This is a genomic window from Citrobacter sp. wls619 (assembly GCF_005281345.1).
Taxonomy (GTDB): Bacteria; Pseudomonadota; Gammaproteobacteria; order Enterobacterales; family Enterobacteriaceae; genus Citrobacter.
Genome location: NZ_SZXJ01000103.1, coordinates 38,366 through 61,466, shown reverse-complemented (window position 1 = coordinate 61,466; position 23,101 = coordinate 38,366). Strand labels below are relative to the sequence as shown.

Below are 23,101 nucleotides of genomic sequence, written 5' to 3'. Positions count from 1 at the left end.
AACGTTAAATGAAACACAATTTCATATTCGATGAAATAAATTGATCTGCCACAGGTTCTGGATAAATAGTTGTGCTTCCTGGGCAAATGAACATTGCCGCCCTCTTCAGGGTCGGTTAATAACAACAGTCATATAAAGAATAAGGTTTTCGCAACCAAAAAAGAAGGAAGCCATGAATCGTTTTATTATGGTCAATAGCCAACAGTGCCTGGGATGCCACGCCTGTGAGGTCGCCTGTGTCATGGCCCACAATGACGAGCAACATGTCCTGAGCCAACGGCATTTTCAGCCCCGAATTACCGTCATCAAGCATCAGCAACAGCGCAGTGCAGTCACCTGCCACCACTGCGAAGATGCCCCTTGCGCCAGAAGTTGCCCGAATGGGGCCATTAGTCATGAGCACGACAGCGTTCAGGTGAATGCGCAAAAGTGTATTGGCTGCAAATCGTGCGTCGTTGCCTGTCCTTTTGGTACGATGCAGATCGTACTTACTCCTGTCGCTAAAGGAAAGGTAAAAGCAACGGCGCACAAATGCGACCTGTGTCAGGGGCGTGAAGAGGGCCCGGCTTGTGTGGAGAACTGTCCGGCGCAGGCGTTACAACTGGTGACGGAAAGCTCGCTTACCGGATTATCAAAAGCACGTCGGCTGCGTACGGCGAGCCTAGAAAGTCAGCCCTGGCATGCCAGCGCGACCGATTTTACGCCCCATCAGCTCACCAGGCGTGAGCAGATGCAGGCGACGCCGCCGCGCGGTGAACCGGATAAATTGGCGATAGAAGCCCGCAAAACCAGCTTTGATGAAATATACCTGCCATTTCGTACGGCGCAGGCGGAGCGGGAAGCGTCTCGTTGCCTGAAATGCGGCGAGCACAGTATTTGTGAATGGACCTGCCCGCTGCATAACCACATCCCGCAGTGGATTGAACTGGTCAAAGCCGGGAACATTGATGCGGCGGTAGAACTTTCTCACCAGACTAACTGCCTGCCGGAGGTGACCGGGCGCGTCTGTCCACAGGACCGACTGTGCGAAGGGGCCTGCACGGTGCGGAACGAACATGGTGCGGTGACTATCGGCAATATTGAACGTTATATTTCTGACCGTGCGCTGAGCAAAGGATGGCGACCCGACCTTAGCCATGTGCAGAAAGTCGATAAACGTGTCGCTATTATTGGCGCAGGTCCGGCCGGTCTGGCCTGCGCGGATGTGTTAGCGCGAAACGGCATCAGCGCTACCGTGTTCGATCGTCATCCAGAAATTGGCGGCTTGCTGACGTTTGGCATTCCGGCTTTCAAGTTGGACAAATCGTTGCTGGCGCGCCGCCGTGAAATCTTTAGCGCCATGGGTATTCATTTCGAACTTAACTGCGAAGTGGGTAAAGACGTGGCGCTCTCCTCGCTGCTGGACGATTACGACGCCGTATTTGTGGGAGTTGGTACCTATCGTTCGATGAAAGCCGATCTGCCAAATGAAGATGCGCCGGGCGTTTATGATGCGCTGCCGTTCCTGATTGCCAACACCAAGCAGGTGATGGGGCTGGAGGAACTGCCTGAAGAGCCGTTTATCGATACCGCAGGATTGAACGTGGTTGTGCTGGGCGGCGGCGATACGGCGATGGACTGCGTCCGAACCGCGTTACGTCACGGAGCGAGTCAGGTGACCTGCGCTTATCGCCGTGATGAGGCCAACATGCCGGGCTCGAAAAAAGAGGTGAAGAACGCGCGTGAAGAGGGGGCTAATTTCGAATTTAACGTCCAGCCGGTTGAGCTGGTGTTGCATGCCGATGGACGCGTCAGCGGTGTACGTTTTTTACGTACTCAGCTTGGCGAACCGGATGCGCAGGGCCGTCGTCGCCCGGTTCCCATCGCCGGGAGTGAGTTTGTCATGCCCGCTGATGCGGTGATCATGGCGTTTGGTTTTCACCCACACGGCATGCCGTGGCTGGAGTCGCATGGCGTTAAGGTTGATAACTGGGGGCGCATTGCCGCTGATGTTGAAAGCGCATACCGTTATCAAACCAGCAATCCGAAAATCTTTGCGGGTGGTGATGCAGTTCGCGGTGCGGATCTGGTCGTTACTGCGATGGCGGAAGGGCGACATGCCGCACAGGGCATCATTGACTGGCTGGGTGTAAAATCAGTCAAATCTCACTAGCCTAAGGTCAAGACAAACCCGGTTTCACGGCGTAGTATTATTTCTCACTTCTTGCTGTGGAGCCGGTATGTCGCAAAAAATTACCCTCATCAAAGATAAAGTCCTTTCTGATAACTACTTCATCCTGCGCAATATCACCTATGACCTGACCCGCAGCAATGGCGAGGTCATTCGCCACAAACGTGAGGTTTACGATCGCGGTAACGGCGCCACAGTTTTACTGTATAACCCAGAGAAAAAAACCGTCGTGCTGACTCGTCAGTTTCGTATTGCGACCTGGGTCAACGGCAATGAAAGTGGACAACTGATTGAAGCCTGCGCCGGGTTGCTGGACAACGATGAGCCGGAAGTTTGCATTCGTAAAGAAGCCATTGAAGAGACCGGCTTTGAAGTGGGCGAAGCACGGAAAATTTTTGAGTTATATATGTCCCCGGGCGGCGTGACGGAGATCATTCACTTTTTTATCGCGCAATACAGTGACAGCCAACGGGCAAATGCGGGTGGCGGTATTGAAGATGAGGATATTGAAGTACTGGAATTGCCTTTTGAACAGGCACTATCGATGATCAAAACGGGTGAGATTCGCGACGGGAAAACGGTGCTGTTACTTAACTACCTGCAATCGTCGCATCTTATGGATTAGCGGTCAGGGTTTATATTTCTTTACAAAGATACAGGCCAATCCGACGATTCTTATTGAGCCTCATCAGTCGCGCAAGGAAGATACCGCCTGGGCTGTGTGTTTTGATTTTGGGGTTGTACCGTCCATGCGCTATCGCATTATTTTCGTGTTCCTGCTCGGCCTGCTACCGGCCCGCTTGCTGTGGGCGGCGCCTGCGCAGCAGGCATTTTCTGATTGGCAGGTGACCTGCAACAATCAAAACTTCTGCGTGGCGCGAAATACGGGAGATCATCACGGCCTGGTGATGACCCTGAGCCGCAGTGCCGGGGCGCATACCGATGCCGTGTTGCGTATTGAACTGGGCGGTATGGATTCTCCTGATGTCAAAGAGGCCGATATTGCGCCGCGCTTGCTGCTGGACGGCGCGCCACTCCTATTGGCCGGTGAACACTGGCGTGTTACGCCCTGGCATTTGATGACGGATGATCCGGCTACCATCGGGACATTTTTACAAACTGTGCAGGATGCGAAAGCCATTACCCTGCAGAAAGGTACGCAAACGCTGTCTCTGTCTGGGCTGAAAGCAGCATTGTTGTTTATTGATGCGCAACAAAAGCGCGTCGGTAGCGAAACCGCCTGGATTGAGAAAGGAGACGAGCCGCCGCTCAGCGTTCCACCGGCTCCTGCGCTGAAAGGTGTGGCGGTGGTTAATTCCACGCCAACGCCACTCACTCAACAGGAGCGTAGCGAGCTGTTGGATTATGGCAACTGGCGGATCAATGGCATCCGCTGTTCACTCGATCCTATGCGTCGTGAGATGCGGGTTTTCGCCTTAACGGACGACAAAGCTCTGCTGATGATCGGCTGCGAAGCAGGGGCATACAACACCATCGATCTGGCATGGACCGTTTCTCGAACCACGCCGTTTACCTCTCGCGCTGTACGTCTGAGCCTGCCATTTAAAACCGATGCAGACAGTACCGACATGGAGCTGACCAATGCCACGTTTGACGAGAAATCTCGTGAGTTGGTCACTCTCGCCAAAGGGCGAGGTTTATCGGACTGCGGGATCCAGACACGCTGGCGGTTTGACGGCCAGCGCTTTCGTTTGGTGCGTTACGCACAAGAGCCAAGCTGTGATAACTGGCATGGACCAGATGCCTGGCCCACGCTGTGGATCACGCGTTAATTTAATGCCGGATGCGACAGCGCCTTATACGGCCTGATGGTGATAGATTTCGTAGGCCTGATAAGACGCGTGAGCATCGCCATCAGGTGTTCAGCACCTTATGCGCTTTGTCGACAATGTTCTCCACCGTAAAGCCGAAGAACGGAAACAGCTTGTCCGCCGGGGCGGATTCTCCATATCCCGTCATGCCGACAATAGCCCCTTTCAGGCCGACGTATTTGTACCAGTAGTCGGCAATACCCGCTTCTACTGCCACGCGTGCGCTCACGTTTGCCGGCAGAACCGATTCCCGGTAAGCCTCATCCTGGGCGTCGAAAATATCCGTTGAGGGCAGTGAAACTACGCGGACATTGCGGCCTTCACCGGTCAGTTTTTCCGCCGCCAGCAATGTAATTTCCATTTCTGAACCTGTAGCAATCAGGATGACATCGGGTTTTCCTCCACCGTCTTTCAGCACATAGCCACCGCGGGCAATCTGCTTCACCTGCTCGGGTGTACGTTCAATCTGTGCCAGATTCTGTCTGGAGAGGATCAACGCCGTGGGTCCGTCATGACGCTCCACCGCCAGTTTCCAGCCGACCGCTGTCTCCACCTGATCGCACGGGCGCCAGGTGCTGAAGTTAGGTGTCAGGCGCAGGCTGGCGAGTTGTTCGACGGCCTGGTGCGTCGGCCCATCTTCTCCCAGGCCAATCGAGTCATGGGTATAGACCATAATCTGCCTGGCTTTCATGAGTGCCGCCATGCGTGCGGCGTTACGCGCATACTCGACAAACATCAGGAAGGTCGCCGTGTACGGCACAAAACCACCGTGATGAGCGATGCCGTTGGCAATGGCGGTCATGCCAAACTCACGCACGCCGTAGTGAATATAATTGCCGGCGGGATCTTCTTTCAGGGATGCAGAGCCTTTCCAGATAGTCAGGTTGCTGGGCGCGAGATCTGCCGAACCACCCAGCAGTTCAGGAAGTATTGGCCCGTAGGCATTCAGTGTATTTTGCGAAGCTTTGCGGCTGGCGATTTTGGCCGGATTAGCCTGCAGTTCGGTAATGTATTTCTGGGTTGTTTTTTCCCATTCGTCGGGGAGTTCGCCGCGCATCCGGCGGGTAAACTCTGCTGCCAGTTCCGGGTATGCGTGTTGGTAAGCCGCGAATTTCGCATTCCAGTTCTGTTGCGCTTTTTCCCCTTTTTCGCGTGCATCCCATGCCCGGTAAATTTCTTTCGGGATCTCAAAGGCCGGGTGATGCCAGCCCAGTTTCTGACGGGTCAACGCCACTTCTTGTTCACCCAGCGCGGCACCGTGCGCTTCTTCTTTTCCTGCCTTATTGGGGGAGCCAAAACCAATCACCGTCCGACAAATAATCAGCGACGGCTTATCGGTAACGCGCTGTGCTTCCACAATCGCTTGCTTCACGGCTTCAGGGTCGTGGCCGTCAATCTCGTGCACCACATGCCAGTGATAAGCTTCAAAGCGTTTCGCGGTATCGTCGGTAAACCAGCCTTTGGTTTCGCCATCAATCGAGATACCGTTGTGATCGTAGAAACCGATCAGCTTACCCAGCCCCAGCGTGCCCGCCAGTGAGCAGGCTTCGTGAGAAATCCCTTCCATCAGACAGCCGTCACCCATAAAGACGTAGGTGAAGTGACTGACAATTTCGTGATCCGGCTGATTAAACTGTGCAGCCAGCGTCCGTTCAGCTATGGCCATCCCAACCGCGTTTGCGAGTCCCTGACCCAGTGGACCCGTGGTGGTTTCCACGCCCGGTGTGTAGCCAATTTCCGGATGCCCTGGCGTCTTCGAGTGCAGTTGGCGGAAATTCTTTAACTCTTCTAACGGCAGATCGTAGCCGGAAAGGTGTAGCAGGCTGTAGAGCAACATAGAGGCATGACCGTTGGACAGGATAAATCGGTCACGATCGTACCAACTGGGGTCGGTCGGGTTGTGGTGGAGAAAATCGTTCCACAGCACTTCAGCAATATCGGCCATGCCCATCGGTGCGCCGGGATGGCCAGAGTTAGCTTTTTGGACGGCATCCATACTCAGCGCACGAATGGCATTGGCAAGCTCTTTACGGGTCATAGGAAATACTCCTTGAAAAGTAAAGCGTTAGATGCGTGTTGTGATTCACACTTTTGGGAAAATTGCGGGCGTTGTCAGCAAAAAGCATAGCAGACAGGCATGGTATTGCTGGCTTAAGCAGGTAACATAGCTGTTATAAATTGATAACAAATTCTTTCTTTGAATGGTGAGAGTTTGGAGGCCTTCAAAGTTTGTGCCGCTGACTGAGGTGATAATGTGCGGCTCAGCAGAATGGTTACCCGCGCCACTTTTTTGATAGATACGTGAAAGGAACAATAAGATGGATGACCAGTTAAAACAAAGCGCCCTCGATTTCCACGAATTTCCAGTACCCGGTAAAATCCAGGTTTCTCCGACCAAGCCGCTGGCGACACAGCGCGATCTTGCACTGGCCTACTCGCCGGGCGTAGCTGCACCGTGCCTTGAAATTGAAAAAGACCCGCTGGCAGCCTACAAATATACCGCGCGTGGCAACCTTGTGGCGGTTATCTCTAACGGTACTGCGGTGCTGGGGCTGGGTAACATCGGTGCGCTGGCCGGTAAACCCGTGATGGAAGGTAAAGGCGTTCTGTTTAAGAAATTCGCCGGAATTGACGTGTTCGATATTGAAGTCGATGAACTCGATCCGGATAAATTTATCAATGTCGTGGCGGCCCTCGAACCTACGTTTGGCGGTATCAACCTCGAAGACATCAAAGCGCCAGAATGTTTCTACATTGAGCAAAAGCTGCGTGAGCGCATGAATATTCCGGTATTCCATGATGACCAGCACGGCACTGCGATTATCAGTACGGCCGCAATTCTTAACGGTCTGCGGGTGGTAGAGAAGAATATTTCTGATGTGCGCATGGTGGTGTCTGGTGCAGGTGCTGCGGCGATTGCCTGTATGAACCTGCTGGTGGCGCTGGGTATGCAGAAGCACAACATTGTGGTCTGCGACTCCAAAGGCGTGATTTACAAAGACCGCGAGCCGAATATGGCGGAAACCAAAGCGGCTTATGCGGTGGTAGATGACGGTAAGCGTACGCTGGATGACGTGATTGACGGTGCAGACATTTTCCTCGGCTGCTCGGGTCCGAAAGTATTGACTCAGGAAATGGTCAAGAAAATGGCCCGTGCGCCGATGATCCTCGCACTCGCCAACCCGGAGCCGGAAATCCTGCCGCCGTTGGCGAAAGAAGTCCGGTCTGATGCCATCATCTGTACCGGTCGTTCCGACTACCCGAACCAGGTCAACAACGTCCTGTGCTTCCCGTTCATCTTCCGTGGTGCGCTGGATGTGGGTGCTACCGCCATCAACGAAGAGATGAAACTGGCTGCGGTACACGCGATTGCGGAACTGGCGCATGCTGAACAGAGCGAAGTCGTGGCTTCGGCTTACGGCGATCAGGATCTGAGCTTTGGCGCGGAATACATCATTCCTAAACCGTTTGACCCACGTCTGATTGTCAAAATCGCGCCAGCGGTAGCGAAAGCGGCGATGGATTCCGGCGTGGCGACGCGTCCGATTACTGACTTTGATGCTTACATCGATAAGCTGAGTGAGTTCGTCTACAAAACCAACCTGTTCATGAAGCCGATTTTCTCGCTGGCACGTAAAGCGCCGAAGCGCGTGGTGCTGACGGAAGGGGAAGAAGCGCGTGTACTGCATGCAACGCAGGAATTGATCACCTTAGGTCTGGCGAAGCCGATCCTGATTGGTCGTCCGAGTGTTATCGAAATGCGCATCCAGAAGCTGGGGCTGCAGATCAAAGCCGGTGTTGATTTTGAGATCGTCAACAATGAATCCGATCCGCGCTTCAAAGAATACTGGAGCGAGTATTACCAGATCATGAAGCGCCGGGGGATCACCCAGGAGCAGGCGCAGCGTGCGGTGATTGCCAACACCACGGTGATCGGCGCGATCATGGTTCAACGTGGTGAAGCGGATGCGATGATCTGCGGCACAATTGGCGACTATCACGAGCATTTCAGCGTGGTGCAAGCCGTATTCGGTCACCGTGACGGTGTGCATACGGCGGGGGCGATGAACGCGCTGCTGCTGCCAAGCGGCAACACCTTTATTGCCGATACCTACGTCAACGACGATCCTACGCCGGAGCAATTGGCTGAAATCGCCGTGATGGCGGCTGAAACCGTGCGTCGCTTCGGTATCGAACCGAAAGTGGCGTTGCTGTCGCACTCTAACTTTGGCTCTTCCAATTGCCCATCCGCCAGCAAAATGCGCGACGCGCTGGAGCTGATTAAGGCGCGTGCGCCTGAGCTGATGATCGACGGTGAGATGCACGGCGACGCCGCGCTGGTAGAAAGCATTCGTAATGATCGGATGCCGGACAGTCCGCTGAAAGGCTCCGCCAATATTCTGGTGATGCCGAATATGGAAGCGGCGCGTATTAGTTACAACTTACTACGCGTTTCCAGCTCTGAAGGTGTAACGGTTGGCCCGGTGCTGATGGGCGTGGCGAAACCCGTTCATGTATTAACGCCGATCGCCTCTGTTCGTCGTATCGTGAATATGGTGGCGCTGGCGGTTGTCGAAGCACAAACTCAACCGCTGTAATATATACTGGTGCGGGAACTCTCCCGCACCTTTACTTCACTTCTCTTTTTCTCTGATTTTATCATTATTCAAATCTTGATTTTATCAATGCGCGATATTAATCATTCCATATTTTCATTTATTAGAGACTAATGGATTCATTTCTCTGATTTATTTTTTATGAAATGGTTTTTATCATATTTTTTGTAAGAAAATTTTAATAATATATTCATTGATTATATTGCTTTGTGTTTTGTATGAAGTGCGTGGATTGTGGTTGGTGGTGAAATTCATTTTAATACAATTAATTATAAGTTGTTTATTAAAATTTAATAGAACGGTGATGTAACAGATGAAATAATTTTATTCACAGTGTTGATACTTGTATTGATGGCCAGAGAGAATTGCTAACGTAATAGCATTTACAAAGGTGATGTCGAGGTAGTATTGAAATGACGTAACTGAAATCATGATGATTTCCAGCGTGTTGCCAGTAATGTTCAATGTAACTGGTACAGTTACATTGAATTCAATAATACCCAGTAAGTTATGACGATAAATATGGCTAAAGTCATTATTTAGCATGGCTGTTGTCTCATCCCCTTTGGGGAACAAAAATGAGGGAGCTTATTCTTATGGATTTAGTATTTTCTCCAAGGCTGCTTGCAATAGCTATTGCCGCAGCGATCCCATTGACCGCCAGCGCGGCAGATACCCCCGCCGTTGCGACTTCCCAGGATGGACATGCGGGTTATGACCACCCCAATCAATACCTTGTTACGCCAACGACAAAAATTGCTGACAACTTGATGCCGGTCATGTCTCATCCTGCACAGGATAAAGATACGCGGCAGAAGCTGGCTGAGTTAGAAAAGAAAACGGGCAAAAAGCCTAATATTGTGGTGTTCATTCTTGATGACGTCGGCTGGATGGATGTCGGTTTTAACGGGGGAGGGGAGGCCGTGGGTAACCCGACGCCGGATATCGATGCCGTCGCAAATCAGGGATTAGTCCTGACCTCGGCCTATTCGCAGCCGAGTTCCTCTCCAACTCGTGCGACGATCATGACCGGGCAATACTCCGTTCATCATGGAATTTTAATGCCGCCAATGTACGGTATGCCAGGCGGTCTTGAAGGACTGACCACGCTACCGCAACTGTTGCACGATCAAGGCTATATCACGCAAGCCATCGGTAAATGGCACATGGGTGAGAATACCGGTTCGCAGCCGCAAAACGTCGGTTTTGACGATTTCCGCGGTTTTAACTCCGTCTCCGACATGTACACCGAATGGCGCGATCCGAATGTGAACCCGGAAGTGGCGCTAAGTCCTGCCCGTAGCCAGTATATTCAGAATCTGCCGTTCGATAAAAATGATGTCCATGCGGTACGCGGAGGCAAGCAGGAAGCTGTAGCCGAAATCACGCCGAAGTATATGGAAGATCTGGACCAGCGTTGGATGAAATACGGCGTTGAGTTTATCGACAGCATGGCGAAGAAAGACAAGCCGTTCTTCCTGTATTACGGGACGCGCGGCTGCCATTTTGATAACTATCCGAATGCCCATTATGCCGGGCGCTCGCCAGCACGCACTTCCTACAGCGATTGTATGGTGGAGATGAATGACGTCTTTGCCAACCTGTACAAAGCGCTGGAGACCAGCGGCCAACTGGATAATACACTGATCGTCTTTACCTCCGATAACGGCCCGGAAGCGGAAGTGCCGCCACATGGCCGCACGCCGTTCCGTGGCGCGAAAGGCTCAACGTGGGAAGGTGGGGTGCGCGTGCCGACGTTTGTTTACTGGAAGGGAATGATCCAACCGCGTCGATCCGACGGGATTGTGGATTTGGCGGATTTGTTCCCGACCAGTCTTTCACTGGCAGGCCATCCGGGTGCGGAACTGGCGAAACTGGTCCCTGAAAAAACCTTTATTGATGGCGTTGACCAGGCATCTTTCTTTATCGGTAAAGACGGGCAATCAAACCGTAAAACAGAACACTACTTTCTCAATGGTGAGCTTTCGGCGGTTCGTATCGATGAATTTAAATATCATCTGCTTATCCAGCAGCCTTTCGCTTTCACGCAAACTGGCTATCAGGGCGGCTTCACAGGCGCAGTGATGAAAACGGCAGGAGCGATGATGTTTAACCTCTATACCAATCCGCAGGAAGATGAAAGCGTTGGCGTACGCCATATTCCGATGGGGGTACCTTTACAGGATGAGGCCCATAACTACATGGAAATTCTGAAAAAATATCCGCCTAAAGTGCAGATTAAACTCTAAGTTGTATTCAGTAGATAACCGGCTTCTTATGCAGCCGGTTATTCTATTTTTCTTTTCTGCGATGGTGTAAATGGGCATGCATAATATCGCTGACCGGGCGGCCCATCGCCATCAGATCGGTCATCGCCTTCAGATATGGCGGTAAATGCTGGAAATAGCGGCGAAACCCGGCACACAAATAATTCAATCCCGGTTTGCCCTCTTCCGTTAACGCAAAACGATGCTTTGGACATCCGCCCCAGCAGGCTTTTAGTACCGAACACTGACGGCACTGATTGGGCAGCGTGGTGTATTTATCTTTACCGAAATCAACCTGTTTTGCTGAGTCCAGCATTGCTGCAAAGGTTTGCTCGCAGATATTGCCTAAATGATATTGCGGGTAGACGTAATGATCGCAGGCATAAACGTCGCCATTATGCTCGACAACCACGGAACGCCCGCAGGTAGGCTGGTGATGGCAGACCGCGCCGGGCATGCCGACGAAGCTGGCGAATGCCCACTCAATGTTCATGACGTAAACTTTACCTACGTCACGCTTAACCCAGCGGTCAAAAACGTGACAAAGAAATGTACCATAGTCTTCAGGTTGTACCGACCATGATGTTAGCGTCCCGGAGGCTTCGCCGGGCGAACGTAGCGTCAGGCTGGACTGCTGTGCTGATGCGTCGGCCAGACGCTCGACGACGGGGATAAACTGAATAAACTCAATACCGCTGGCGACGAGAGATTCGTACACTTTCTCCGGCTGCCGGGCGCTATGGTGATTCACGCAGGCCAGCACGTTATACTGCACGCCATGCTGCTGAAGCCGCGCTAAAGCACGCATCACGAGCTTGTGCGTCGGACGGCCACCCTTAGTCAGGCGGTATTCGTTATGAATGTCCTCCGGCCCGTCCAGCGATAAGCCAATCAGGAAGTTATGGCGTACAAAAAACTCGCACCACTCATCATCTAACAGCACGCCGTTGGTTTGAAAACTATTGCTGATCTGCCGTCCGGCACCGTATTGGGTCTGAAGAGCGACAGCGCGACGGTAAAAATCCAGTCCCAGTAGCGTCGGCTCCCCACCTTGCCAGGTGAATGCCACCTCTGATTTTGGATCGCTTGAGGCGATATAATCGCGGACATAATGCTCCAGCATCGTACCATTCATACGAGGTTGTGAAACATCGTCATATAACGCGTGTTTTTCGAGATAGAAGCAGTAAGCGCAGTTCAGGTTGCAGTCCGACCCGCCAGGTTTCGCCATAGCATGAAAAGCTCGGGTTGATATATTTTGAGACATATTACGCTGACCCTTAAAAACTATTTTCCGATGCTCTGCGACACCTTACTCAGAGGGGCGGCAGGCAATGCGTCTATAGGTAGTAATAGCATTCAACCATATCACCTGATAATTTATTGAAGCCGGGGCGTAAATTCAGAATAATACACGCTGATATTTCCCATTATAGCACTATAGCGCGGTAATATCATAAGAAGAGAAGTCGGCTGTAAGGGCTTAAAGCGTTTAATTATTCGGTTATTGAATGTATTTTATTGGATGATAGATGGTAAATATAAGTTATGAATGCGGTGAGTTGATAAAAGAGTTTACTATTAGTAATGGGTAGCGATACCTTTACCTTCTTAAGATATTTTACATTCACTCAGGATATTGTTCGCAATAAACAGGATGTATTTCATTATGCAAAAATTCAAATCCCGTATTGTGACGCAAATTGAAAAAGTTTTCTGGCTTACGCCAGCGATATTATTAACCGGATGTACCCTGTCGCCCGCGATTCCCGTTATCGGCGCATATTATCCTGGTTGGCTATTTTGCATTATTATGGGCGTTCTTCTGACATTGCTCACCCGGCGATTTATTACTTACAGAAATATACGGCCGGGATTTCCCTCTATTGTGTATACCAGCCTTTTTGTCCTCTACTCCATGCTGTTCTGGCTGGTGTTTTTTTAATTCATGTTGAGATACCCTCATGGAAAGTTCACTGAAAAAATCGCCGGGTAAAAAAATACCAGCCTTGGTTCTGGTACTACTGACGCTGGTTGTGTTGGTGTTTGTTATCTGGCGAGTGGACAGTTCGCCATCAACAAGTGATGCCTATGCCGCTGCGGATACCATTGACGTTGTACCCGAAGTCAGTGGGCGCATTGTCGAGCTGGCGGTAAAAGATAACCAGCCGGTCAAGCAGGGGGATCTGCTTTTCCGCATCGATCCGCGCCAGTATCAAGCCAATCTGGCGAAGGCGGAAGCCGCGCTTGCCGCGCTAGATAAGCAGATTATGCTGACCCAGCGCAGCGTTGATGCACAAAAATACGGTGCCGATTCCGTTCAGGCGGCAGTTGCGAAAGCGCGCGCCGCGGCAAAACAGGCGGGCGATACATTGCGCCGTACTGAACCTCTGTTATCGGAAGGTTTTGTCTCTGTGGAAGATGTTGACCGCGCCAGAACGGCACAGCGGGCCGCTGCGGCCGATCTTAATGCTATTTTACTCCAGGCGCAGCAGGCGGCCAGCGCCGTGAGCGGCGTTGATGCGCTGGTGGCCCAACGGGAGGTTGTACAGGCTGATATCGCCCTGACTAAGCTCTATCTGGATATGACGATTGTTCGCGCACCTTTTGATGGACGGATTGTTTCTCTGAAAACGTCCGTCGGCCAGTTTGCTTCAGCAATGAAACCCGTATTTACCCTGATCGACACACGCCAGTGGTATGTCATCGCTAATTTTCGCGAGACGGACTTAAAGAATATTCGCCCGGGCGTTCCCGCGACTCTTCATTTGATGAGCGATTCAGGCAGAACCTTCCAGGGAAAAGTGGATTCGATTGGCTACGGGGTGCTGCCTGATGATGGCGGCATTGTGCTGGGAGGATTACCGCACGTATCCCGCTCAATTAACTGGGTCCGTGTGGCGCAGCGTTTTCCGGTGAAAATTAGGGTGGATAAGCCGGACGCAGAGATGTTTCGTATTGGCGCTTCGGCTGTCGCAACGCTCGAGCCGCAATAATGCGCGCCCTCAATTGTTTACCGATGTCATGGATCCGACTGCTGGCTTTTTTTCATGAAGAGCTAAGCGAACGGCGTCCGGGGCGGGCCCATCAGACGATGCTGCTATGGGTGAATTGCCTGGTGGTAGTGCTGGTTTCAATGACCTTTGAAATCCCATTCCTGGCAATATCGCTGGCGGTGCTGTTTTACGGTATTCAGTCCAACGCCTTCTATACCAAATTTGTGGCGATTCTGTTTGTGGTCGCCACCGTGCTTGAGATTTGCAGCCTGCTGCTGATCTACAAATGGACCTACAGCTATCCGTTATTACGCATGGGCATTGCCAGCCTGATTGTGTTGGGAAGCATGTTTATGATGCGCACCCATCGCCTGGGATTGGTCTTTTTCGCCGTTGCCATTGTGGCGGTATATGGCCAAACCTTTCCGGGGATGCTCGATTATCCGGATATCGTACTGCGTTTAACGCTGTGGTGTATCGTGGTTGGCCTCTATCCCACCTTGCTGATGGTGCTGACCGGCGTTTTGTGGTTTCCCAGCCGGGCGGTTCAGCAGATGCGCACGGCGCTTTGCGAGAGGCTGGATGATGCAGTTAGCCATTTGACGTCGTCCGTTGTGCCTCTGGCAGAAAAAAATATTGAGAAAGAAGCGCTGGCTCTGCAAAAGCTTAACGTGTTTTGCATGGCTGATGATGCCGACTGGCGCGCAAGAAGCGCCTGGTGGCAGACATGTGTCGCAACGGTGACCTGGATATATGCCACGCTTAACCGCTTTGATATTTCGGCCATACCCAGCGACCCGCCAACTGGCGAGTTAATCAGTAAGCTGCGCGGTGAAATTGCCGGGCTGCAAAATGCGATTGCTCAGGGTGAACCTTGGCGTAGCGAATGGCATCTCAGCGCTGACGAGAGTGCCGTCGCGCAGGCGTGTGGTCTGCAAACGCTCTGTCAGATGTTGTTACAGCAAGGGCATATGGATCCCGACGCACCGCCAACCCCGGCAGTGAAGCCGCCGTCAATGGCTGCTGATGCGTTTACCAACCCGGTCTATATCCGCTATGCCCTGAAAACGCTGCTGGCATGCCTGATTTGCTATGTCTTTTATTCCGGCGTCGATTGGGAAGGCATCCACACCTGTATGCTGACCTGTATCATTGTGGCGAATGCCAGTATTGCTTCGTCGTATCAGAAAATGGTGTTGCGCTTTGGCGGTGCGCTATGTGGCGCAATTTTAGCGCTGCTGGTGACGATTTTTATCATGCCCTGGCTAGACGGTATCGTTGAATTATTGTGTGTTCTGACACCGGTATTTCTGCTTGGCGCGTGGATCGCCACAGGCTCGGAACGCTCGTCCTACATCGGTACGCAGATGGTCGTCACTTTCGCACTGGCAACGCTTGAGAACACATTCGGGCCGATCTACGACCTGGTTGAAGTACGCGATCGTGCCATCGGGATCCTGATTGGTACTGCGGTTTCAGCCGTTGTCTACACCTTCATCTGGCCCGAAAGCGAAGCGGGCGCGCTGCCGAAAAAGCTGGCGGACGCGCTGGGGATACTCAGTAAGCTTATGCGTATTCCGCGCCCACAGGATGCGGTAGCTCAGCGCAACTATTTGCAACTGCGTATTGGTTTTCTGGCCACAATCAGCAGCTGCGAGGAAATCTGCGAGCGAGTGGCATTAGAGCGTCATCTGGATGCCGATGAGCGTACCAGGCTGGTTAATTACGGCCAGCAGGTTATTCACCAGGGGCGAGAAATTCTTTATGCCTGGGAAACAACCTGGGAGCATACCGAGATGCTGGACGACGAAGCGCAGCAGGCGAGAGCGGCCCGTTTTGCCGATGCGTTAGAAAAATACGCGCAGGGCCTGACGAGCGGCACGAGTTCACCTCCTGATATCGCGCTCTCATCCTCCTCTTTGGAAAAATTATCCGGGTCAGACAAACAGGAGCAATGCGTCATGCAGCAGATGATCCGTTTACCCGACTGGACCCACACGGATCAATCGCCAGCCAGAGAGCCGGTGCAAGGAGTCTCTCAACTATGACCAGTAACCTTCCACGATTACTACTTTGTGGCATTCTTGCCGGCACCACAGCGCTCGCTGGTTGTGCGCTGATACGTAAAGATTCCGCCCAGCATCAGTCCATTCAGCCCGATCAAATCAAACTGGCTGATGACATTCATCTCGCCAGCCAGGGGTGGCCGCAGGCGCAATGGTGGCGTCAGTTCAACGATCCACAACTGGACAAACTTATTCAGCGTACGCTTTCCGGCTCGCATACGCTGGCTGAGGCGAAACTGCGCGAAGAGCAGGCACAATCGCAGGCCGACCTGTTAGAGGCCGGATCGCGGCTCCAGATTGCTGCATTAGGGATGGTCAACCGGCAACGGGTTTCGGCCAACGGCTTCCTTAGCCCTTATGCGATGGATGCGCCAAAGCTCGGTATGGATGGCCCTTACTACACTGAAGCGACGGTAGGATTGTTTGCCGGTCTGGATCTTGATCTGTGGGGCGTGCATCGTTCAGCGGTTGCGGCGGCCATCGGCGCGCAAAATGCTGCACTTGCTGAGACGGCGGCGGTTGAACTGTCTCTCAGCGCTGGCGTAGCGCAGCTTTATTACAGTATGCAGGCTAGCTATCAGATGCTTGACCTGCTGCAACAAACTCGTGACGTTATTGATTTCGCCGTGAAAGCTCACCAAAGCAAAGTCGCCCACGGGCTGGAAGCGAAGGTGCCGTACCACGGTGCAAAAGCGCAGATGCTGGCAGTGGACAAACAGATTGCGGCGGTAAAAGGGCAAATCAAAGAAACTCGGGAGTCGCTGCGGGCGCTGATCGGTGCCAGCGATTTTCCTGATATCAAGCCGATTGCTTTGCCGCAGATACAAACCGGTCTTCCAGCAACGCTATCGTATGAATTGCTCGCCAGACGTCCTGATTTACAGGCGATGCGCTGGTACGTGCAGGCATCGTTAAGCCAGGTGGATGCCGCTCGCGCGCTGTTCTATCCGAGTTTCGATATCAAAGCGTTTTTTGGCCTGGATGCAATTCATCTCGACCAGCTGTTTAAAAGTACCAGCAAGCAGATTAACTTCATTCCTGGCTTGCGCCTGCCGTTGTTCGATGGCGGGCGTCTCAATGCCAACCTGCAGCACACCCGGGCCGCCAGTAACATGATGATTGAACGCTATAATCAACAGGTACTCGACGCCGTGCGCGATGTTGCGATCAACGGTACGCGTTTGCAGACGCTGAATGAAGAACGAGGAATGCAACTGGACCGGGTTGAGGCGATGCGCTATACCCAGGCTGCCGCTGAAGCCGCCTTTCAACGTGGTCTGGGAAGCCGCTTACAGGCAACCGAAGCCCGGCTTCCCGTTCTGGCGGAAGAGATATCGCTACTCATCCTGGACACCCAGCGGGTTATTCAAAATATTCAGCTAATGAAATCGCTGGGGGGCGGTTACCAGGCTCCAGCAGTGACAAAAGAATAGTTTGAAAAGTCGTGATGATGCCGCGTGAAGCCCTTCACTCGGCATTTTTTATACGCGCACTCTTCCTGCATTAATAAATCACCTCATCCTGATTTTTAACCCTTATTTTTATTTTATTTTCTTAGTGATCTACCTCACCTTTTAAACCTGGTTGCCGAATTTTGTTATTTACTCTGACAAAAAATTGCCACGATGAGGACAGTTTTAGCGGAGGCGGTGAGCAATGGAAAAAGAACGCATCATTCAGGAATTTGTGCCGGGGAAACAGGTCACGCTGGCGCATCTCATTGCGCACCCTGGCGAAGAACTGGCGAAAAAGATCGGCGTTCCCGAAGCGGGTGCTATCGGCATCATGACGCTGACGCCGGGCGAAACCGCGATGATTGCCGGTGATTTGGCTATGAAGGCCGCGGATGTACATATCGGTTTTCTCGATAGATTCAGCGGTGCGCTGGTGATCTACGGCTCTGTTGGGGCGGTCGAGGAAGCATTATTGCAGACCGTTAGCGGCCTGGGTCGGGTATTAAATTTCACTTTGTGCAACCTGACAAAAAGTTAATCAGAGGCGGCGATGAAACGTATTGCGTTTGTCGGTACGGTCGGGGCGGGGAAAACAACGCTTTTTAATGCGCTCCAGGGAAATTATTCCCTCGCCAGAAAAACGCAGGCCGTGGAGTTTAATGAAAACGGTGATATCGATACACCCGGAGAATATTTTAGCCATCCGCGCTGGTATCACGCCTTAATTACTACGCTGCAAGATGTTGATACGTTGATTTATATACACGCGGCAAATGATAAAGAAAGTCGCTTACCTGCCGGGCTGTTGGATATCGGCGCCAGTAAACGACAAATCGCCGTTATCAGCAAAACGGACATGCCGGATGCCGACGTCGCCGCAACGCGACAACTACTTCGCGGGATAGGGTTTCAGGAGCCAATTTTTGAACTCAATAGCCATGACCCGCGCAGCGTGCAGCACCTGGTGGATTATCTGACTGAGCTCAGCCAAAAGGAGGAAAGGGCAGGTGAAAAAACTCATCACAGCTAACGATATTCGTGCGGCCCACGCACGCGGCGAACAGGAATTGTCGGTTGTTCTGCGCGCCAGCATCATCACCCCGGAGGCTCGCGAGGTCGCGGAGCTGCTGGGCGTCACTATCACTGAATGCGACGAATCAGCGCCAGTTGCAGCAACTGCCGCGGCAGCCGCTCCAGCGGATGATGGCAAATCGGAAAGTCAGCGCATTCGCGAAACCATCATCGCGCAACTGCCGGAAGGGCAGTTCACCGAAAGCCTGGTCGCGCAGCTGATGGATAAAGTCATGAAGGAGAAGCAGTCGCTGGAGCAGGGCGGAATGCAGCCGAGCTTTAACTCGGTTACCGGCAAAGGCGGCGTGAAAGTCATTGACGGCAGCAGCGTGAAGTTTGGTCGTTTTGACGGCGCTCAACCGCACTGTGTTGGCTTAACCGACTTAGTGACTGACCAGGACGGCAGCAGCATGGCCGCCGGTTTCATGCAGTGGGATAACGCTTTTTTCCCATGGACGCTGAACTACGACGAAATCGACATGATTCTGGAAGGCGAACTGCACGTTCGTCATGAAGGCGAAACCATGATTGCGAAAGCCGGGGATGTGATGTTTATCCCGAAAGGTTCCAGCATCGAATTTGGCACGCCATCGACCGTGAAATTCCTGTATGTGGCCTGGCCTGCGAACTGGCAGTCCTGCTAAGGCGGATGTATGAAGGATTTCATTACCGAAGCATGGCTCAGAGCGAATCATACGCTCAGCGAAGGGGCTGAAATTCACCTCCCCGCTGATGCTCGCCTGACGCCGTCTGCCCGGGAATTACTGGAAAGCCGACATCTGCGCATTAAGTTTATCGACGAGCAGGGCAGTCTGTTTATCGATGACGAAGAACAGCAGCCGCAGCCGGTGCATGGTTTAACCAGTAGCGATACGCATCCACAGGCCAGTTGCGAACTGTGTCATCAACCGGTGATGAAGAAGCCTGACACGCTAACGCATCTGACGGCAGACAAGATGGTCGCCAAAAGCGATCCGCGACTGGGATTTCGTGCGGCGCTGGACAGCACCATTGGTCTGGCGGTGTGGCTGCAGATTGAACTGGCGGAGCCGTGGCAGCCATGGCTGGCGGATATCCGCTCACGTTTGGGCAACATCATGCGCGCCGACGCTATGGACGAGCCTCTGGCAGCACAAGCTATCGTCGGTTTAAGTGATGAAGACTTGCACCGCCTGTCGCATCAGCCATTGCGCTATCTGGATCACGATCATCTGGTGCCTGAGGCCAGCCACGGACGCGATTCTGCGCTGCTTAATCTGCTGCGTACCAAAGTCCGGGAAACGGAAACCGTGGCGGCGCAGGTGTTTATCACCCGCAGTTTTGAAGTATTGCGACCGGACATCATGCAGGCGCTCAACCGCCTTTCCAGTACGGTCTACGTGATGATGATTCTGAGCGTGGCGAAGCATCCGCTGAGCATCAGCCAAATCCAACAGCGACTGGGGGAGAAGCAATGATCATTGAACGTGCTCGCCAACTCGCTCAGCGCGCACCCGCTCGGGTGGTGTTCCCGGATGCGCTGGATGTTCGGGTGTTGAAAGCCGCGAACTACCTGCATCAGCACGGCCTGGCGCATCCCATTCTCGTCGCCAGCCCGTTCGCGCTGCGCCAGTTTGCCCTCAGCCATCGCGTGGCAATGGACGGTATTCAGGTGATCGACCCACAAAGCAATCAGCCGATGCGAGAGGAATTTGCGCTGCGTTGGCTGGCTCGTGCGGGAGAGAAAACGCCGCCAGATGCACTTGAGAAACTTAACGATCCGCTAATGTTCGCCGCCGCGATGGTCAGCGCAGGTAAAGCCGATGTTTGTATTGCCGGCAACCTGTCATCAACCGCGAATGTGCTGCGTGCAGGGCTACGCATCATTGGGCTACAGCCGGGATGCAAAACGCTGTCGTCGATTTTCCTGATGCTGCCGCAGTACCTCGGGCCGTCATTAGGGTTTGCCGATTGCAGCGTGGTGCCGCAGCCAACTGCTGCACAACTGGCGGATATTGCGATTGCCAGCGCGCAGACCTGGCAGGCCATTACCGGAGAAGAACCGCGTGTCGCCATGCTGTCCTTTTCAAGTAATGGCAGCGCGCGTCATCCCAACGTTGCCAACGTGCAGCAGGCGACGGACATCGTTCGTGAACGCGCACCGCAGCTTATCGTTGATGGTGAACTGCAGTTTGATGCCGCTTTTGTACCGGATGTCGCCGCGCAAAAAGCGCCTGCCAGTCCGCTACACGGCAATGCCAATGTGATGGTCTTCCCGTCACTGGAGGCAGGCAACATTGGTTACAAAATCGCTCAGCGCCTGGGAGGGTATCGTGCCGTCGGTCCGTTGATTCAAGGACTTGCCGCACCGCTTCATGACCTTTCTCGCGGCTGTAGCGTACAGGAAATTATCGAACTGGCGTTGGTGGCAGCAGTGCCGCGCCAGACTGACGTGAGTCGTGAAAACGCCTCGCACACACTGGTTGTTTAGGTCCCGTTCTGGACCCCTTAATGAGAGGAAAACACAATGGAAGCATTAGGAATGATTGAAACCCGGGGCCTGGTTGCACTGATTGAGGCTTCTGACGCAATGGTTAAAGCAGCACGCGTGAAACTGGTTGGCGTGAAGCAGATCGGTGGCGGTCTGGTTACTGCCATGGTCCGTGGTGACGTAGCGGCATGTAAAGCGGCAACGGACGCAGGTGCTGCGGCTGCACAGCGTATTGGCGAGCTGGTTTCTGTACACGTGATCCCGCGTCCGCACGGCGATCTGGAAGAAGTGTTCCCGATCAGCTTTAAAGGCGACAGCAACGACATGTAAGTCGTCCATGTGACGCCACATCATTGCTGGCGTCACCCTCTCTCCTTTTCACATTACCTTCTGCGGAGGGTAGGGGGAGCTTTTACCTGAAATATGCCACGGAGGCGGGTATGAAACTGGCAATCGTCACAGGACAAATCGTTTGTACCGTACGCCATCAGGGACTCGCGCACGATAAGTTGCTGATGGTGGAAATGATTGATGCCCAGGGAAATCCTGACGGGCAGTGTGCTGTTGCGATCGACAGCATCGGGGCGGGAAACGGAGAGTGGGTGCTGCTGGTCAGCGGAAGCTCAGCCCGTCAGGCGCACCATAACGAATCATCGCCTGTCGATTTGTGCGTGATTGGCATTGTCGATGAAGTGGTGGCAGGTGGTCAGGTGATCTTCCATAAATAAGGCAGAAAATCATGAATCAACAGGATATTGAACAGGTCGTGAAAGCGGTACTGCTGAAAATGAAAGACAGCAGCCAGCCCGTCAGTGCCGTTCAAGAAATGGGCGTTTTTGCCTCCCTGGATGACGCAGTGGCGGCCGCAAAACTGGCCCAGCAGGGGCTGAAAAGCGTCGCTATGCGCCAACTGGCCATTCACGCTATTCGTGAAGCGGGCGAAAAATACGCCAGAGAATTAGCGGAACTTGCCGTTAGTGAAACCGGCATGGGACGCGTTGAAGATAAATTTGCCAAAAACGTGGCTCAGGCTCGTGGCACTCCGGGTGTGGAATGCCTGTCTCCACAGGTTCTGACCGGCGATAACGGCCTGACCTTGATTGAAAACGCGCCGTGGGGCGTGGTGGCTTCGGTGACACCGTCCACCAACCCGGCGGCAACCGTCATTAACAACGCCATCAGCCTGATTGCCGCGGGCAACAGCGTGGTCTTTGCCCCGCACCCGGCGGCGAAGCGTGTTTCTCAGCGCGCCATCACTTTGCTCAACCAGGCGGTGGTTGCTGCGGGTGGCCCGGCGAATCTGCTGGTTACCGTTGCCAACCCGGATATCGAAACCGCTCAGCGTCTGTTCAAGTACCCTGGCATCGGCCTGCTGGTGGTAACCGGCGGCGAAGCGGTAGTGGAATCGGCACGTAAGCACACCAACAAACGTCTGATTGCCGCCGGTGCGGGTAATCCACCGGTGGTGGTTGATGAAACGGCCGATCTGGTACGTGCGGCACAGTCCATCGTCAAAGGCGCATCGTTTGATAACAACATCATCTGCGCCGATGAAAAAGTCCTGATCGTCGTGGATAGCGTTGCTGATGAGCTGATGCGTCTGATGGAAAGCCAGCATGCGGTCAAACTGACGACGGCTCAGGCAGAACAGCTGCAACCGGTGCTGCTGAAAAATGTTGATGAGCGCGGCAAAGGTACGGTCAGCCGTGACTGGGTCGGGCGTGACGCCGGAAAAATCGCTGCGGCGATTGGCCTGAACGTACCGGATCAAACCCGGTTGCTATTTGTCGAAACCCCGGCCACGCATCCATTCGCTGTCACCGAACTGATGATGCCGGTACTGCCGGTGGTGCGGGTTGCCAACGTTGATGAGGCCATTGATCTGGCCGTCGTGCTTGAAGGCGGTTGCCACCACACGGCGGCAATGCACTCACGCAACATCGACAATATGAACCGCATGGCTAACGCCATTGATACCAGCATTTTCGTCAAGAACGGGCCGTGTATTGCTGGCCTGGGACTCGGCGGCGAAGGCTGGACCACGATGACCATTACCACGCCAACCGGGGAAGGGGTGACCAGTGCGCGCACGTTTGTGCGTCTGCGTCGCTGTGTGTTGGTGGATGCATTTCGCATCGTATAACAGTTAGCCCATCAGG

At 53.2% G+C, this 23,101-nt stretch carries 19 protein-coding genes; 17 read left to right on the top strand and 2 right to left on the bottom strand.

Annotated features, from left to right (window positions below; all coding sequences use genetic code 11):
• Positions 1 to 172: 172 nt before the first annotated feature.
• The 3 genes from aegA to FDX19_RS24555 all read left to right on the top strand — a co-directional run bounded on the left by aegA (position 173) and on the right by FDX19_RS24555 (position 3,963).
• Complete coding sequence (aegA, locus tag FDX19_RS24565) at positions 173 to 2,152, top strand: formate-dependent uric acid utilization protein AegA (protein WP_137384759.1); 1,980 nt, start codon at positions 173 to 175, stop codon at positions 2,150 to 2,152.
• A gap of 67 nt (positions 2,153 to 2,219) precedes the next feature.
• Positions 2,220 to 2,795, top strand: a complete 576-nt coding sequence (nudK, locus tag FDX19_RS24560; protein ID WP_137384758.1) for a GDP-mannose pyrophosphatase NudK — start codon at positions 2,220 to 2,222, stop codon at positions 2,793 to 2,795.
• A gap of 124 nt (positions 2,796 to 2,919) precedes the next feature.
• A complete protein-coding gene (locus FDX19_RS24555; RefSeq protein WP_137384757.1) occupies positions 2,920 to 3,963 on the top strand; it encodes a DUF1176 domain-containing protein in 1,044 nt (347 codons plus the stop codon).
• 82 nt (positions 3,964 to 4,045) lie between these two features.
• Here FDX19_RS24555 and tkt read toward each other — a convergent pair whose 3' ends face one another.
• The gene (gene tkt, locus FDX19_RS24550) at positions 4,046 to 6,040 is read right to left on the bottom strand and encodes a transketolase (RefSeq protein WP_137384756.1); all 1,995 of its coding nucleotides are present in this window, start codon (positions 6,038 to 6,040) and stop codon (positions 4,046 to 4,048) included.
• Between the two features lie 280 nt (positions 6,041 to 6,320).
• Between tkt and maeB the strand changes: the two genes are divergently transcribed.
• Together maeB and FDX19_RS24540 are read left to right on the top strand one after the other, a co-directional pair.
• The gene (gene maeB, locus FDX19_RS24545) at positions 6,321 to 8,600 is read left to right on the top strand and encodes an NADP-dependent oxaloacetate-decarboxylating malate dehydrogenase (RefSeq protein WP_137384755.1); all 2,280 of its coding nucleotides are present in this window, start codon (positions 6,321 to 6,323) and stop codon (positions 8,598 to 8,600) included.
• Positions 8,601 to 9,214: 614 nt separating this feature from the next.
• A complete protein-coding gene (locus tag FDX19_RS24540; RefSeq protein ID WP_137384754.1) occupies positions 9,215 to 10,867 on the top strand; it encodes a sulfatase-like hydrolase/transferase in 1,653 nt (550 codons plus the stop codon).
• 43 nt (positions 10,868 to 10,910) lie between these two features.
• Here FDX19_RS24540 and FDX19_RS24535 read toward each other — a convergent pair whose 3' ends face one another.
• A complete protein-coding gene (locus FDX19_RS24535; protein ID WP_137384753.1) occupies positions 10,911 to 12,152 on the bottom strand; it encodes an anaerobic sulfatase maturase in 1,242 nt (413 codons plus the stop codon).
• Positions 12,153 to 12,554: 402 nt separating this feature from the next.
• On the opposite strand from FDX19_RS24535, the gene FDX19_RS24530 reads away from it, so the two are divergent.
• The 12 genes from FDX19_RS24530 (at position 12,555) to FDX19_RS24475 (ending at position 23,085) form a co-directional block, all read left to right on the top strand.
• Positions 12,555 to 12,830 carry a YtcA family lipoprotein gene (locus tag FDX19_RS24530; protein WP_137384752.1) on the top strand — a complete coding sequence of 92 codons (276 nt, stop codon included), beginning with the start codon at positions 12,555 to 12,557 and terminating at the stop codon, positions 12,828 to 12,830.
• 19 nt (positions 12,831 to 12,849) lie between these two features.
• Entirely contained in the window at positions 12,850 to 13,881 is a 1,032-nt protein-coding gene (gene mdtN / locus FDX19_RS24525) for a multidrug transporter subunit MdtN (protein WP_137384751.1), read from the top strand.
• Entirely contained in the window at positions 13,881 to 15,929 is a 2,049-nt protein-coding gene (mdtO, locus tag FDX19_RS24520) for a multidrug efflux transporter permease subunit MdtO (RefSeq protein WP_137384750.1), read from the top strand. The genes mdtN and mdtO overlap by 1 nt, the downstream gene beginning before the upstream one ends.
• The gene (locus tag FDX19_RS24515; RefSeq protein WP_137384749.1) at positions 15,926 to 17,380 is read left to right on the top strand and encodes an MdtP family multidrug efflux transporter outer membrane subunit; all 1,455 of its coding nucleotides are present in this window, start codon (positions 15,926 to 15,928) and stop codon (positions 17,378 to 17,380) included. Before mdtO ends, FDX19_RS24515 begins: the two co-directional genes overlap by 4 nt.
• A gap of 223 nt (positions 17,381 to 17,603) precedes the next feature.
• Positions 17,604 to 17,939: an ethanolamine utilization microcompartment protein EutS gene (gene eutS / locus FDX19_RS24510; protein ID WP_137384748.1), complete on the top strand. Its 336-nt coding sequence runs from the start codon at positions 17,604 to 17,606 to the stop codon at positions 17,937 to 17,939.
• Positions 17,940 to 17,951: 12 nt separating this feature from the next.
• The gene (eutP, locus tag FDX19_RS24505) at positions 17,952 to 18,431 is read left to right on the top strand and encodes an ethanolamine utilization acetate kinase EutP (protein WP_016153958.1); all 480 of its coding nucleotides are present in this window, start codon (positions 17,952 to 17,954) and stop codon (positions 18,429 to 18,431) included.
• Entirely contained in the window at positions 18,409 to 19,116 is a 708-nt protein-coding gene (eutQ, locus tag FDX19_RS24500) for an ethanolamine utilization acetate kinase EutQ (RefSeq protein WP_137384747.1), read from the top strand. Before eutP ends, eutQ begins: the two co-directional genes overlap by 23 nt.
• 9 nt (positions 19,117 to 19,125) lie before the next feature.
• Positions 19,126 to 19,929 (top strand): ethanolamine utilization cob(I)yrinic acid a,c-diamide adenosyltransferase EutT, encoded by an 804-nt coding sequence (gene eutT / locus FDX19_RS24495; RefSeq protein WP_137384746.1) that lies wholly within the window; start codon positions 19,126 to 19,128, stop codon positions 19,927 to 19,929.
• Positions 19,926 to 20,942: a phosphate acetyltransferase gene (gene pta, locus FDX19_RS24490; protein ID WP_137384745.1), complete on the top strand. Its 1,017-nt coding sequence runs from the start codon at positions 19,926 to 19,928 to the stop codon at positions 20,940 to 20,942. Before eutT ends, pta begins: the two co-directional genes overlap by 4 nt.
• 36 nt (positions 20,943 to 20,978) lie before the next feature.
• A complete protein-coding gene (eutM, locus tag FDX19_RS24485; RefSeq protein WP_003835054.1) occupies positions 20,979 to 21,272 on the top strand; it encodes an ethanolamine utilization microcompartment protein EutM in 294 nt (97 codons plus the stop codon).
• Between the two features lie 110 nt (positions 21,273 to 21,382).
• Entirely contained in the window at positions 21,383 to 21,670 is a 288-nt protein-coding gene (eutN, locus tag FDX19_RS24480; RefSeq protein ID WP_137384744.1) for an ethanolamine utilization microcompartment protein EutN, read from the top strand.
• A gap of 11 nt (positions 21,671 to 21,681) precedes the next feature.
• A complete protein-coding gene (locus FDX19_RS24475; RefSeq protein WP_137384743.1) occupies positions 21,682 to 23,085 on the top strand; it encodes an aldehyde dehydrogenase family protein in 1,404 nt (467 codons plus the stop codon).
• The last annotated feature ends 16 nt before the right edge of the window (positions 23,086 to 23,101 follow it).

Bases quoted from the DNA above. Each gene is read 5' to 3' on its own strand.
- aegA (WP_137384759.1), top strand. From the start codon at position 173: ATGAATCGTTTTATTATGGTCAATAGCCAACAGTGCCTGGGATGCCAC.
- nudK (WP_137384758.1), top strand. From the start codon at position 2,220: ATGTCGCAAAAAATTACCCTCATCAAAGATAAAGTCCTTTCTGATAAC.
- FDX19_RS24555 (WP_137384757.1), top strand. From the start codon at position 2,920: ATGCGCTATCGCATTATTTTCGTGTTCCTGCTCGGCCTGCTACCGGCC.
- tkt (WP_137384756.1), bottom strand. From the start codon at position 6,040: ATGACCCGTAAAGAGCTTGCCAATGCCATTCGTGCGCTGAGTATGGAT.
- maeB (WP_137384755.1), top strand. From the start codon at position 6,321: ATGGATGACCAGTTAAAACAAAGCGCCCTCGATTTCCACGAATTTCCA.
- FDX19_RS24540 (WP_137384754.1), top strand. From the start codon at position 9,215: ATGGATTTAGTATTTTCTCCAAGGCTGCTTGCAATAGCTATTGCCGCA.
- FDX19_RS24535 (WP_137384753.1), bottom strand. From the start codon at position 12,152: ATGTCTCAAAATATATCAACCCGAGCTTTTCATGCTATGGCGAAACCT.
- FDX19_RS24530 (WP_137384752.1), top strand. From the start codon at position 12,555: ATGCAAAAATTCAAATCCCGTATTGTGACGCAAATTGAAAAAGTTTTC.
- mdtN (WP_137384751.1), top strand. From the start codon at position 12,850: ATGGAAAGTTCACTGAAAAAATCGCCGGGTAAAAAAATACCAGCCTTG.
- mdtO (WP_137384750.1), top strand. From the start codon at position 13,881: ATGCGCGCCCTCAATTGTTTACCGATGTCATGGATCCGACTGCTGGCT.
- FDX19_RS24515 (WP_137384749.1), top strand. From the start codon at position 15,926: ATGACCAGTAACCTTCCACGATTACTACTTTGTGGCATTCTTGCCGGC.
- eutS (WP_137384748.1), top strand. From the start codon at position 17,604: ATGGAAAAAGAACGCATCATTCAGGAATTTGTGCCGGGGAAACAGGTC.
- eutP (WP_016153958.1), top strand. From the start codon at position 17,952: ATGAAACGTATTGCGTTTGTCGGTACGGTCGGGGCGGGGAAAACAACG.
- eutT (WP_137384746.1), top strand. From the start codon at position 19,126: ATGAAGGATTTCATTACCGAAGCATGGCTCAGAGCGAATCATACGCTC.
- pta (WP_137384745.1), top strand. From the start codon at position 19,926: ATGATCATTGAACGTGCTCGCCAACTCGCTCAGCGCGCACCCGCTCGG.
- eutM (WP_003835054.1), top strand. From the start codon at position 20,979: ATGGAAGCATTAGGAATGATTGAAACCCGGGGCCTGGTTGCACTGATT.
- eutN (WP_137384744.1), top strand. From the start codon at position 21,383: ATGAAACTGGCAATCGTCACAGGACAAATCGTTTGTACCGTACGCCAT.
- FDX19_RS24475 (WP_137384743.1), top strand. From the start codon at position 21,682: ATGAATCAACAGGATATTGAACAGGTCGTGAAAGCGGTACTGCTGAAA.